This window comes from Halobacillus sp. K22, from assembly GCF_052246795.1.
Lineage (GTDB): Bacteria > Bacillota > Bacilli > Bacillales > Halobacillaceae > Halobacillus.
Genome location: NZ_JBQQCN010000030.1, coordinates 22,724 through 35,556 on the forward strand (window position 1 = coordinate 22,724; position 12,833 = coordinate 35,556).

At 41.9% G+C, this 12,833-nt stretch carries 17 protein-coding genes and 1 pseudogene; all 18 read right to left on the minus strand.

Annotated features, from left to right (window positions below; genetic code table 11):
• Positions 1 to 98 precede the first annotated feature (98 nt).
• On the minus strand, positions 99 to 293 hold the full coding sequence (locus ACTWPM_RS17680) for a hypothetical protein (protein ID WP_443134314.1): 195 nt from the start codon (positions 291 to 293) through the stop codon (positions 99 to 101).
• A 219-nt stretch (positions 294 to 512) separates the two neighbouring features.
• A complete protein-coding gene (hpf, locus tag ACTWPM_RS17685; RefSeq protein ID WP_443134315.1) occupies positions 513 to 1,076 on the minus strand; it encodes a ribosome hibernation-promoting factor, HPF/YfiA family in 564 nt (187 codons plus the stop codon).
• Positions 1,077 to 1,312: 236 nt separating this feature from the next.
• Positions 1,313 to 1,696 (minus strand): hypothetical protein, encoded by a 384-nt coding sequence (locus ACTWPM_RS17690; RefSeq protein WP_443134316.1) that lies wholly within the window; start codon positions 1,694 to 1,696, stop codon positions 1,313 to 1,315.
• 12 nt (positions 1,697 to 1,708) lie between these two features.
• Positions 1,709 to 2,062: a flagellar protein FliT gene (locus tag ACTWPM_RS17695; protein ID WP_443134317.1), complete on the minus strand. Its 354-nt coding sequence runs from the start codon at positions 2,060 to 2,062 to the stop codon at positions 1,709 to 1,711.
• The gene (gene fliS, locus ACTWPM_RS17700) at positions 2,062 to 2,454 is read right to left on the minus strand and encodes a flagellar export chaperone FliS (RefSeq protein ID WP_443134318.1); all 393 of its coding nucleotides are present in this window, start codon (positions 2,452 to 2,454) and stop codon (positions 2,062 to 2,064) included. The genes ACTWPM_RS17695 and fliS overlap by 1 nt, the downstream gene beginning before the upstream one ends.
• A 24-nt stretch (positions 2,455 to 2,478) precedes the next feature.
• Positions 2,479 to 4,023 (minus strand): flagellar hook-associated protein 2, encoded by a 1,545-nt coding sequence (locus tag ACTWPM_RS17705; protein WP_443134319.1) that lies wholly within the window; start codon positions 4,021 to 4,023, stop codon positions 2,479 to 2,481.
• Between the two features lie 619 nt (positions 4,024 to 4,642).
• Positions 4,643 to 4,870 carry a carbon storage regulator CsrA gene (gene csrA / locus ACTWPM_RS17710; RefSeq protein ID WP_443134320.1) on the minus strand — a complete coding sequence of 76 codons (228 nt, stop codon included), beginning with the start codon at positions 4,868 to 4,870 and terminating at the stop codon, positions 4,643 to 4,645.
• Positions 4,857 to 5,312, minus strand: coding sequence for a flagellar assembly protein FliW (gene fliW, locus ACTWPM_RS17715; protein WP_443134321.1), 456 nt, complete (start codon positions 5,310 to 5,312; stop codon positions 4,857 to 4,859). The genes csrA and fliW overlap by 14 nt, the downstream gene beginning before the upstream one ends.
• Before the next feature lie 17 nt (positions 5,313 to 5,329).
• Positions 5,330 to 5,587, minus strand: a complete 258-nt coding sequence (locus tag ACTWPM_RS17720) for a DUF6470 family protein (RefSeq protein WP_443134342.1) — start codon at positions 5,585 to 5,587, stop codon at positions 5,330 to 5,332.
• Positions 5,588 to 5,658: 71 nt separating this feature from the next.
• Positions 5,659 to 5,880, minus strand: a pseudogene (locus ACTWPM_RS17725) (DUF6470 family protein); the annotation flags it as partial.
• 66 nt (positions 5,881 to 5,946) lie between these two features.
• A complete protein-coding gene (gene flgL / locus ACTWPM_RS17730; RefSeq protein ID WP_443134322.1) occupies positions 5,947 to 6,816 on the minus strand; it encodes a flagellar hook-associated protein FlgL in 870 nt (289 codons plus the stop codon).
• Between the two features lie 9 nt (positions 6,817 to 6,825).
• Positions 6,826 to 8,385 (minus strand): flagellar hook-associated protein FlgK, encoded by a 1,560-nt coding sequence (gene flgK / locus ACTWPM_RS17735; RefSeq protein WP_443134323.1) that lies wholly within the window; start codon positions 8,383 to 8,385, stop codon positions 6,826 to 6,828.
• A 17-nt stretch (positions 8,386 to 8,402) separates the two neighbouring features.
• Positions 8,403 to 8,897, minus strand: a complete 495-nt coding sequence (locus tag ACTWPM_RS17740; RefSeq protein WP_443134324.1) for a flagellar protein FlgN — start codon at positions 8,895 to 8,897, stop codon at positions 8,403 to 8,405.
• A gap of 12 nt (positions 8,898 to 8,909) precedes the next feature.
• Positions 8,910 to 9,176, minus strand: coding sequence for a flagellar biosynthesis anti-sigma factor FlgM (gene flgM, locus ACTWPM_RS17745; protein ID WP_443134325.1), 267 nt, complete (start codon positions 9,174 to 9,176; stop codon positions 8,910 to 8,912).
• A 286-nt stretch (positions 9,177 to 9,462) separates the two neighbouring features.
• Entirely contained in the window at positions 9,463 to 9,663 is a 201-nt protein-coding gene (locus ACTWPM_RS17750; RefSeq protein ID WP_443134326.1) for a hypothetical protein, read from the minus strand.
• Between the two features lie 74 nt (positions 9,664 to 9,737).
• Positions 9,738 to 10,400 (minus strand): ComF family protein, encoded by a 663-nt coding sequence (locus ACTWPM_RS17755; RefSeq protein WP_443134327.1) that lies wholly within the window; start codon positions 10,398 to 10,400, stop codon positions 9,738 to 9,740.
• Positions 10,397 to 11,812 carry a DEAD/DEAH box helicase gene (locus ACTWPM_RS17760; RefSeq protein ID WP_443134328.1) on the minus strand — a complete coding sequence of 472 codons (1,416 nt, stop codon included), beginning with the start codon at positions 11,810 to 11,812 and terminating at the stop codon, positions 10,397 to 10,399. Before ACTWPM_RS17760 ends, ACTWPM_RS17755 begins: the two co-directional genes overlap by 4 nt.
• 59 nt (positions 11,813 to 11,871) lie before the next feature.
• Positions 11,872 to 12,717, minus strand: coding sequence for a DegV family protein (locus ACTWPM_RS17765; RefSeq protein ID WP_443134329.1), 846 nt, complete (start codon positions 12,715 to 12,717; stop codon positions 11,872 to 11,874).
• Between the last annotated feature and the right edge of the window lie 116 nt (positions 12,718 to 12,833).

Here is a 12,833-nt window from a genome sequence, read left to right on the forward strand (position 1 = left end):
CATAACACTAAGAGAAGCAGACTGACAATAAAGTACATAACCCATGATGAACGTTTTGAGGAGGGTTTTGCGTCTACTGCAAAGCCGGTAGTTATAAATTAGGAAGACGTCGTAAAAGCAGGGCGTTGCTCCCGGATAAACTGATGTTCAACACCAAGCTGACGCTGATTTAATTCGTGGACACGACGGTTGGTTGCACCGATGATATCAACAAGTTGAGCAATCGTTTCTTCTTGCTGTCTCAGACGCTGATATAAAAAATCGCAATCATGACAAGAAAAAGTAGATTTCATTGGGTTTCCTCCTGAAGGGTAAGTTGATATTCTTTTTATACCATGAAGAATCGAGCGACGCTAATGCTCAAATTTAATAATTTGGAACTATATATGAGTAGATAACCATAGTTTATTCGGAGAAAAACTTATAAACAGGTCATAATACGTGAGGAAATTTAAATTTTTAAGCCATTAAATAAGCACCCCTGCTGAACAGGGGTGCTCTCTCGTTTTATCTTAAGTTTCAATCAAGCCATAACGTCCGTCACGGCGTTTATATACAATGTTCGTTTCGTCAGTGTTTGCATTTGTAAATACGTAGAAGTTATGACCAAGCATGTCCATTTGCAGGGCAGCTTCTTCACTATCCATTGGTTTCAGGTCAAAGCGTTTCGTTTTCACAATTTGAATATCAAAATCGCTTGCTTCTTCTTCTTTTATCTGCTCTTGCTGGGCTTCTCGCTCCAGTTCTGCAAATACGTGTTTTGGAGCACCTTCCTGGCGGAACTTACGGTTTACCTTCGTTTTATGCTTACGAATTTGACGTTCCAATTTATCAACCACAAGGTCGATGGCAGCATATAAATCTGTATTGTGTTCCTCCGCTCGAAGAAGCAGGTTCTTCATTGGGATTGTGACCTCGATTGTCTGCTCATCATTATAGACACTTAAGTTTACGTGAACCTCAGAAGATGGTGGATTATCAAAGTAGCGCTCCAGTTTGCCCACCTTTTTCTCCACATAATCCTTAATAGAATCTGTCACTTCTAGGTTCTCACCACGAATGGTATATTGTAGCATAAGAAGTGTCCTCCTTTCATCCTTATGTGATATATATTCTATCATACCCTGAGCCTTTCCTGCATAAACTATCTAAAAATTTTGTCCTTTTTATGTCGGTAAATGTTGGAAAAGCTGTGAGACTGGTTTAAGTTCACTTTTTCAGGTTGAATTTTGTCTGGGAATGCGGAAGCTTAGGATGCCCCGCTTTCTTAGCGAATCAACCCAAGTAGAAATTCCCTGGAAGAACTTGGTGCTTAATGCACGATATAAGGCTTCACATATGACTGCATCTGGCTTCTCCAGCTTTCGAAAGCCGGTACTACTTTCTCTACAAGCAATAGTCGTTTATCCTCATTCGTTTCAAACTCAAACCATTGCTGCAAAAGTTTCACGATATCGTGGAAGTCACCAATCAACGTAATCAGCTTTATGTCTTCGTTAAATAGTGAAACCATTTGTTCATGAATAGTACTTGCTTTATCCAGGGCTAGCAGAACATCTTGAAATACTTGCTGGGCTTCTGGAGACGTTTCTTCTTGAATATTGTTCTCTAGGTATTCCAATGCATCACTTAGGGTATTTAATAATTGATCGTATTCATATAACAATTGATGCTGTTCGACGGTTAGTTCTGACAAAAAAATCACCTGCTACTTTTTATGGTCTACATACATTCCATCATAAGTCGACACACTTTGGTAGGGATTTGTATATCTTTGTTTGGAAGACTTCTGCTTTTTCATATTGCGAAGCTCCCGTTTTAGACCATCAAAAAGAAACTCAAGCTTCTGATTGATCTTGAGATCCTTCTGTAATACGTCATCTATCAATGCCCGTTCTGCTTCATTTTCAGGTTGAGGAAGTTTTAGTAGGAGAGCGTCTCTTTCAGCTAAAAGTTTCTCCACATGCGCAACCATTTCAGATCGATTTCTTTCTGTGAAGGTTTGATGAACTTTTTCTTCTAACTGTGTAGTGAGATCATAAAAGTGTTCCCAAACGTCCACTATGCTCGGCCGCCTTGAACCTGATGAACACTTTTTCTTGTCTGCAGGATCACTTCTTTCCACGTATCTCGGAATTCTTCGGTAAGTCCTTGAACTTCCTCGAGAATTTCCAAATCATTATTAATATTAGCTTCCATTAAACGAAGGTTCATATAATCGTAGAGGGACATGATTTCTTTCGCAACCTCATAATCTTGATCCATAGTTACCATCAGTTCACGGATGATGTTTTGCGCCTTTTGAATATTCGTGTTTTTCTTTTCTATTTCTTTATTTTCAATCGCTTTTTTAGCTGACTTAATAAATTTTAAGCATCCATTGTAGAGCATTAGTGTAAGCTCTCCCGGAGAAGCAGTTTCTACTGAATTATTTTGATAGGTCTGAATCGACATTTAGCTGTCACTCCTTTTTATAAATCAACCAAAGTTTTGCATTAAATAGGCGGACTGTGAATTCATTTTCTGAATTGCGGATTCCATCGCACCGAACTGCGCCCAGTAGCGGTCTTCAATCTGAGTCAGTCGATCCTCAAATCGTTCCATTTGCTCGTCCATGTCTTTGATACGGCGCCCCAATAAAAAGTTATTATCTAAGGCTGTGGATTTACCGGCTTTTCTTTCAATGGACGATATCGTCGTTTCGATACTGTTTTCAATGCGCCTGGCAACGCCCGGGTTTTCCTCTGTACCGGAAAAAAGCTTATGTACGGATTCCGGATTAGTACTTAGAGCCTTGCGAAGCTCATCTTCATTAATGGATAGTTTTCCACCGTCTCGATAATTGGAAGAAGTGGTAATACCAATTTCAGACATCATTTGAAAATCTCCATTGTTATTGACAGGCGTGTACCAATTCGTGCGCAGGCTGCTTAAACCATTTTCTATAACAGAATCACTTCTAAGTAACCCGCTTTTTGCTTTTTCGTTCCAAAGTTCAATCTCTTTTTCTTCCATGTCTTCTTTTTGCTTATCTGTAAGCGGAGGAAATTCCCTGTATTTCTTTTCCTCTGTTTTACCATTCATTTCTTCAATGATTTTGTTGTATTTATCAACGAATTCAACGATCTTATCAATAGCTTGATTAACATCATTTGTCACGTTCACTTTGATGTTTCCATCAGTTACATCATTAAATGTAAAATTCACACCATTTAAGGTGTAATTATTCGAGTGTGATTTAATTTTCAGCCCATTGTTGTAAGTAAACTCTGCTTCTGAGCCCCCACGTTCTGCTTTCTTCCAGGTGCCGGTCGAGTTATCTCCATTTTTAATCCCAAGAGTTGTAGACAGGAACTCATCCGAACCATTAAATCCAATTTCTGCTCCAAGAAAATCCCCGCTATCATCAGGGTTAAAATTACCTGTTTTTGTTCTCTCGATCATGACTTTGTCCGCACTTTTATCGTAAAAAGCCCTTACACCTAGATCTGAATCATTAATCTCCGAGAGGATACTGTTAAGAGATTTGTCTCCTGTTACTTCAAACGTCTCTTCTTTTTTAGTCCCATCTTCATTATAAGTGGTTATGGAAAAAGACTTGCCTAAACTAAGCTTATTTTTCAAGTTTCCTTGCTGGGTACTCAGTCTTGCATCAGGATCAAATGATGCTCCCACTTTACTAATTGGACTCTCGCTATAGTTATAAGCTGCGGTTGCTGTTTTTTCGACACTAAGCGTATAATCACCAGCGCCTGCAGAGGAGTTGGCAGTAGCTGACACAGCTGGACTGGAGGACGTTACACTTTTCGAGTTAAATGTTCGTTCAAGCCTCATATCAAAAGCCAGAGTATCCAATTCATTCAACATTTTATTAACATCTCGATAGGCATCCCGCTGCCAGGTCAACCACTTTTTATCCTGTTCCATTTTGTTTAAAGGCTGCTTCTCCGCACGCATGAGATCACTAATGATCTTATCCGTATCCATACCCGAAGCGAGTCCGCCGATTCTCATATCACTCATATGTTCACCTACTTATAGTTTGTGAGCCTCTAATACTCCACGAGATTATGTCCTACCCGCATAAAAGTCGAGCATTTTCTCTCTTTCATTCATTCACTCTTATCGCTAATTACTACTGTGCCATAGAATTCTTAATGCTTTTTTCATGACATTGAAAACGGAAGAGAGTTTGAAGTGTTTTTTTACTTATTCATTGTTTGGGTCACTAGTATCCTTTTTTGTAATTCATGTATTTATTTGTCTTTAAGGATTATTTATATATCGGTCTTCTGAACAGATGTGCTTGCTACGCTTGAAAGTAGAATTCTGCAGAAGTTAGGGTGGGTCGAACGGTTACGTAAATCCAGCTTCAGCAACTCCTGGATTGGTTTCTTATAATATCGGTAATTCTTATTCAGAGATGAAGTGAAAACAGCAAAATCCCATCTAGGAAGAATGGGATTTTACTAGTTTACTATTAATAGGACGAATTTCCTTGGTCTGATAGAAATACTAATGTCCGAAGTTTACATTTTGTATAGGGCCTAATCCTTCATCAAACTAACAATCCTTAAAAGGAAAACACCTGATGCAAGTGCCTCCCCCGAAAGACCAGGTAAGTTTTGAATTTTCTACTTAATTAATTATTATTTTCATTTTTCAGCATATCTAATAGATTCTTCGATAACGTAGCCGCTTCGGTGTTCTCTTCCTGAATGGACGCATAGATTTCCTGCCGATGGATGGCCACATTCCGAGGGGCTTCAATACCGACCTTCACTTGTCCGCCTTCTATCGAAACAATTTTGATCTCCACATCATCACCAATACGGATCGATTCTCCTTCTTTACGATTAAGGATTAACAAGGCTGCCACCGCCTTCCTGACCATTAACCAAAGGGTGTCTAGCTCGATAACTCTGGTCGTTAAGAATCAGTTGCTTTGATTTTCTGTTTTTCAGGTTGATAATCACAGGAGCCTGCAAGTTCATCGTTGATTCTTTAAAAGGTTCACGCAGGGTAAGTACATTATAGACAAGTACGTCGTCCGGACTGGTCAATCCAAGCTCCTGCTTCGTATTTTCATCTACGTCAAAGGTGTACTCTTTAAAAAATATGTAAGGACTTGAAATAATTAAAGCCAATCCCGCTGCCTCTACCGACTGCAGGGCAAAATAAATGGCTGATTCGTCAACAGGAATAAGTGCGTATGTTTTATACATTTCAAACCCTGGCAGTCCATTGTGGAATTTCAAAAGCTTGGTTTCGTCCACTTCTACTTGACCAAAGTGTTTCGTTGAGATCTTCATGCTTATCCATCCTTTTTTTAAACTTTCCAATCAATTTGTATATCAGCCTGCTGTTCTAAATTCACTTCTACTTTTCCAGGTCGATAGGACAATTCGGGAGCTCGCTTAATAGTTTGAATCCTTGGAGGGTTGGATTCAATAGTAATAGAGGCAGAAGCAGGATCATATTGAATATCAACCAGTTCATAAGCCGGGCGTCCTTCAGGAACCATAGAAAAATCGAACTGCGCAATCTGCTCAGCGTGAGAGGCAATTGGATCACCTTTATTTTCAATTCACATGAGTTCATCCCTTCCCGCGCAGTTCTTGAGATCCCATCCATCCAAATTTGCTGTGCCTTGGAAGCTGTTTCCTCTGTCTTAGAAAAGATACTCTTTAAGCCAATATTATTCCACGCCTTCGTTTGATTTATCGTCAACTTCCCAGGACGCTGCTGAATACTTACCTCCGCTTCTGGCTGTTCAATCGTCCGCTCAGCCTTATACTGGCGGATAGTTTGGGCAGCTAGGTTACTTATAATGCCAAGGCGAGCTTGTGTGGTTTGAATTTGCAGCTTAGAAATCGACATTCAGCACCTCCACTATAATCAAATTAGACCTGACATTAAACGACCCCACAATAAGTGGGGCCTATTTCACCTTAGAAAGTCCATTAGCGTAGGTTGAATAATTCGAGAACCAACACCGAGTGCCGCGCGGTGAATACTTTCCTGGGTTTTTAGATTAGTTATGACTTCTTCAATATCCGCATCCTCATTATCAGACATCATCTTACTCGCCGTAACTTCCTGACTTTCCACACGGTCTTCAATCAGATCGATCCGATTCATTCGGGCACCGAGATCGGCACGTTCATTAACAATCTGATTAATTTTTTCATCAAAGACGGCGATATAATCATCCAGCTCATTTGAGCCAGTTTTTAAATCAGCTGCAAAAGCTTCAAGATCGTCAAAAAGCCCCTGGTCGAAAACAGGCTGAGCATTTACGTTCGCTTGAATCCTTACACCTTCCGATACGCCGATCTCGACTTTACTCATCCCACTATTGACCGTGAAGTTATCAGCATCCACGGGCTCCTCCGTCGTATCGGCTCCGTTAAATATGTACTTATCGTTCACTTTGGTGTTTGCTATATCTGCCATGTGACCTTTCAATTGGCGGATTTCCTTTGAGATATTTTCTTTTTGCTCGGTGTCATATGTACCATTGCTTGCCTGAACAGTTAATTCCCGAACCCGCTGCATAGCCTTGGTGGCTTTATCTAGAGAGGAATCACTGCTATCCATCCAGTTATGAACCTCTCCGATATTTCTTTTGTACTGCTGGACTTCTGTGAGCTGAGATCGGTAATTGATGCCCTTCATCGCAACCACAGGGTCATCAGAAGGCTTAGTAATTTTTTTACCTGTCGTGAGCTGCTCCTGGTATTTACCCATCTGTCCATAGCTTTGACTTAGATTACGAAGCATATTGCTTGAAAGCATACTTTGTGTCACACGCACGATTTGTCCCTACCTTCCTACTCGCCCCATTTGATTAATAACACGATCAATCATCTCGTCCACCACGGTGATGTTTCGAGCCGCTGCGTTATATGCATGCTGGAATTTCACCATATTTGTCATTTCCTCATCCAAAGAAACTGAACTGATCGACTGACGCTGTTCCTCGACTGATTGCCTCAGTGTATTAGAATTTCCCGCCATCCTTTGAATTTCCTGAGACTCGACACCCATACCTCCAATCATTGATTCATAAAAACTGTTTAAAGACGTGTCTCCGCCTAACAGCTGAAGGTTATTATTTTGAACCTCTGCAAGAGCAAGCGCATTATCTCCGTTCCCCGCTAGCGATTCGGCACTGCTAGCAGCAGCAATATGGTCTTTATCCATTTTTATTTCGTTCGTTAAATCTATCGAACCAGCTAATCCTTCACGAATACCTTCTATATTTAAAGTGGTTCCTCCAAAAGAAAAAAACGCAGGCGGCGTGTTACCCGTCTTTATTGAATTTAGACTGTCTCCGCTCGTTTGGACGGCATTAAATTCAGTCGCAAAAGCCGTAGCCATCTGGTCAAGATCACCTAGCATACCTTCATAAAAACCCCGCTTGATTCCAGATTCAGCTTCGTAACCTCCAGCTTCTATCAGACCTTTCAGCTTGCCGGGTGAGGTAAATTCTTCTGGGTTGTAAGACGTTGTTCCAACTTGAATAGACTGAACCAGATCAGTACTTGCAGACGCATAAGAAACTGACATTCGGTTGACTGAGTTGCTTGTGCCGTCAAGCAGCTGCGACATCGGGGATAGTGGCTGGCCGCTTCCATTCATTAAATTGATTGATGCTTTCCCCATTGCCAGGGGACTGGCAGAGGAAGGCGGCTCCTCATAGGACACTTCAATATTTACATGCTCTGACAGTTGATCGATCAATCGGTCCCGTTCATCGTACAGATCGTTCGCTACATAGCCATGCGGCTCTATTTCAGCAATCTGTTTATTTACATTATTGATTTGAGAAGCTAGTGAATTGATTTCTTTTGTAGTTACGTTTACTTCATTTTTTATATCAGTCTGCATCGTGTTGATGGTATTGGATAAATAATTGAAAGTCTCTGCTACTGCCTTTCCTCGCTGCCTGACGACGGAACGGGCTCCAGCGTCTTCAGGATTAACCGATAGATCCTGAAGCGACTGCCAGAAACGGTCCATTGTTTTTGCCAAGCCATTCTCCGTTGGTTCATTCATCAATTCTTCCATTCGTTCCATGGAACTCCCCATTACCCTATAGTACCCCGCCCGGTTGTTTCCTGAGCGGAACTGATCATCTAGAAACTGCGTGCGGACCCGTTCAATACTTTGGGCCTGCACTCCCATCCCCATCTGCCCAGGGATCTCTGCTCGGTTTCTAGAGGCAGCCGGGTAAGGACCGGTTTGTTCAAAATTAACACGTTGCCGCGTGTAGCCCTCTGTATTAGCATTCGATATATTATGACCAGTGGTGTAAAGAGCGGACTGCTGGGTGAAGAGCCCTCTTTTGGCTACTTCAAGTCCATGGAAGGTGGATACCATGTGAATTCTCCTCTGCATTAGGCTTTTGAATCAAAGGTGGATCGTTTCGGTTTGTTCCTGTTTGAAGCAGTTGTCCTGCCTGCATAATTGACACTTTCAAGTGATGGCTGAAGCATATTTAACGAAAGGTTAATAAACTGCAGCGACTGCTTCGTGAGCTCGGCGTTCAGCTGCTCTTGCTGCTTGAGACTTGAAAGCACAAGAACCATCTCTTCATAAATGTCCTGAAGCTGGACCTGTGAATCTCCTTCAAGGTTATTAATCATATTGGAAATAGTGGGGTCGTATGTAGAGAGGCCCTGCGCCTCGAACCAGGAAACAGCTGCATCACCGCGCTGCTTTTCCACCTTATTTATGGCCTGCACGTGTTTTCTTTCCTGAGTTAGCATCTGCTGTAAATCAGTTGTGTTATTCGTTTTCAGGGCCTCCGTTTTCTTCCGGGATAAAATTAGCAGACTTTCATGCAATTGTTTCAATTGGTCCATGCACTGGATGACTGGTTTTAACGTCAATGCCATTCTCCTTTAGCTTTTGTTCGACCAGAAGTTCAGCATGTTCTTTGCCGTTGTTTTCGGATCGGCCTGATAATTTCCGGACTCTAATTTGATTTTAAGTTCTTCAATCATCTTTTGACGGACAGGATCTGCTTTTTCTGAGCTTTGCATTTGTTTCGCCTGATTGGAAATTTCGACTTTATCCTGAGGTTTTACCTGATTTTTCACTTCAGCTGGTTTGTTTACTTGTTTTGTATAAGGGTTGAAATTCGAATGGTTCGGTCCATTGATTCTCATTCCGCTCACCTCATTTCGTGAATAGTAACGATGGTTTCTTATAATATCGTCTGAATGACTCACTATTTAAATACATCTTATTATTTATTTTTCACAGAGTAGTAAGTCCTATTTTCATTAAGCTTTTCTTTACTATCAAGCTCCTTATTGCTTGTGTGACGCTTCAAATCCTTAGATATTTCTTGAATGCACGGTTCGCAGAAACGTCCGGTTTGAATAGGTCTTTCGCACTTCTCACATAAGTAGCTTATATTCAGAAACTGAGCCGGGTGTAACCGCTTTTGTTTTACGAATTCCCTAATTTGTCTTTCAGAAACTCCCGTAACAGCTTGAATTTCTTCCTCTGCAGCCATTCGTGCTTTTTACGCATAAATGCATAAACCTTTTGGAAACCCTGCTCCTCTTTGCTTCTGCATTGGCTACAAACGGCAGCCGTTCCTGCTATGAAGTTGGCAATACAACGTGGACAATTAGCTAGATCCCCCATAACGTCGCCTCCCATATGATATCTATTACATATATCAGCATTGAACATCGAAGTCAAAGGTTCTTAGGACTAATTTACCGAAAAATAGTAAACGAAATGACCTCCGGGCATCCTCCCTGTTTTAAAAGTGATGCCGCGTGTCTGACAGTAGTTCCTGTTGTGTAAATATCATCTACCAGGATCACAGGTTGACGCACAGATTCTATCAGCTTAAATGGATTATCGGATGTAATGCGTGCGTATCTTCCTTTTTTTGATTGCTTTTCTGTATTTTTTCTTTCTAGCAGATGGCAGGGCGTTTGATTTAGCAATTGAATGACAGCTTCAGACTGGTTAAAACCACGCTCAACAGTACGTTCTTCACTTAATGGAATTGGGGCAATAATGCAGTCCGAATTCTTCATTCTATTAAATTGTTCCACGACATGCCGTTGCAATGCTTCCAATAGTATATAATCCCCTCGATATTTCCAGCGAGCTACGAAATCTTTAGCAAATTCATTGTATTGGAACACAGAAATATTTTTAGTTAGCAGCCCTGGATGATTCCATTCCCACCATTTACAGTCTTCACATACTCCGTTTTGACCTACTCGAAAACAGAGTTCACAGCCCGGTTTAAGAGATAGGAATTGATATTTACACTCGGAACATAATACTTCCTTTTCTGGTATTCGCCAAAAGTTGTCCCAAGTTATTCTAGGGAAGATTTCTTCGTGACAGATTAGACACCTCACAGCTTCTCTCCTAACCGATTCATTTTTACAACCGACTCACGAGCATTTAGAAGCGTATTCGTTTTTCCAGCATGAAAAAAGATGACCTCTCCATAAGGATCATCAGGGCTTCTTCCCGCCCTTCCTGCAATTTGAACAAGGGCAGCTTCATCAAACACTGAATGTCCCGCATCCACCACATATACATCTACAGAAGGAAACGTCACACCCCGCTCTAAAATGGTCGTAGTAACAAGAATCGGGTACTGCTTGTTTCGAAAATCGATGACTTTTTCAGCTCGTTTAGGATCCTCCGCATGGACGGAAGCCACTTTCAGCTTCCACTGGCTCAAATATTCAGCTAGCAAATCAGCCTGTTTGACCGATGGCACAAAAATAAGCAGCTGACGGTGAGATTGTTGTTGCATTTTAATTTTTTCAAGCAAGCTTGGCGGGATTTTTCCACGTTTTAAATGGCGGTAAAGACTAGGGGTCAAATTAAGTTTGGGGACAGGCAGCGGATAACCATGGAAACGCTTCGGAATGAAAACAACCGGGAGTGTTTTGTTTCGAATACGTTTATGCTGGGCTTTTCTAGGGGTTGCGGTGAGGTAAATGAGAGAGGATTCTATTTTAGCCGCACGCTTTGAAGCATAGTGGAGTGCAGGATCCTGGTGGAAAGGAAACGCATCTATCTCATCAATAATCATTACATCAAAAGCATGGGCAAAACGAAGGAGCTGGTGGGTGGTAGCAATAAGAAACTGTGCCGCTCCCTTTTTATCGGGACTGTCTCCATATAATGCTTCCATCTCAACATTTGGAAAGGCCGCTTTCAGGCGAGGCAGCAATTCGCGTACGACGTCAGTTCGAGGAGTCGCAAGACATACCCGCTTGCCCGAGGAGAAAGCTTCAGCAAGCCCCGGGAACAGCATTTCGGTTTTCCCTGCACCGCAGACCGCCCAGATCAGTTTTTCCCCTTTTCCAAGCTGAACCAAATCTCTTATTTCATCAGCAGCTTTTTGCTGGGAAAAAGTTAATTCCCCTTTCCAGGCGCAAGGGTTTTCCACCCGCGGCCACTTCACGTTTGGGCTGCCGAAATACAAAGGCTCACAATCCGTTGTCCGCCCCATTTGAATACAGGAACGGCAGTAAATACAATCATTTTCGCAGGCAGCATGGGGCATGTTAGCAAATAGGTGCTGTTCTTTATTTCCGCACCGCCGGCAGCAGAAGCCCCAGAAGTGATGTTCCAGAGCAGGGATTTTGGTTAATACGTTTTCTGACAGGGCAGACATAAGATTAGTATCGTTAAGAGGAACTTCATCACGAAGCAGGAGTTTACCGGCAAGTTGAGGATAGTTATGAGGAGTTTCTAAATCAGGGATCCAGTCAAAATCAGCAGAAAAATAAGTTCGCAGCGTTTGCAGCATTCTTTCACCTTCCTAAAATAAAAGTAGAGCCTGCTTGAGTCTCACAAACAGGCTCTACCTCAGACTTGACGGTACCAGCCAAGTCCGATTGCTCCCTCTCCGAGGTGAGTCCCGATTACTGGACCGAAATAGCTGACTTCGATATTTACGTTTTCAAACTGCTGTTCAATTTCCTGCTTAATCTGTTTTGCTTCGTCCAAACGATTAGCATGAATAATACAGGCTTTGTAAGTTCCGCCTTCTTCAATAGACTCTTCAAACAAAGTTAAGATGCGTTTAAGGGCTTTCTTTCTGGTGCGGATTTTTTCAAAAGGCACAATTTTAGTATCCACAAAATGGAGGACTGGCTTCACTTGCAACAGACTTCCTACAAATGCCTGAGCCCCGTTCAAACGACCTCCGCGATGAAGATGCGTGAGATCGTTCACCATAAAGTACGCTTTCATTGATTGCTTCATAACCTCAAGGCGGTAAAGGATCTGCTCAGGTGTCTCTCCATTATTAGCAAGCTCGGCTGCTTCAAGCGCATAAAAACCCTGCATGAGACAGCTGATTTCAGAATCAAACACATGAACATCAATCCCGTCTACCATATCACCAGCTGCTCTCATTCCCTGATAGGTTCCACTAATGCCGCTTGAAAGATGAATGGCTACTACGGCATCGTAATCACGGGCTAGCTCCTCCAGCTTCTCCGTCATTAAGCCGGTCGAAGGCTGGGAGGTCTTTGGCAGTTCACCGCCTTCTTTCACCATGTCGTAAAAATCATCCGCATTTATATCCATCTCTTCCTGATAGGATTCATGACCAAAAATCACGTTCAACGGTATCATATGTATGTCGTTGGCTCTGCGGGTTTCTCTCTTGAGATAAGCCGTACTATCTGTAAGAACCGCTGTTTTCATGTGATCCAACTCCTTGTCCACTATGTATTTTCTATCATTCACTCTCATAGTATTTAACTGTTATTTTACATGAACCACCGCTCAATTGCACCAATAAAGTAGAAATAACCTAATAG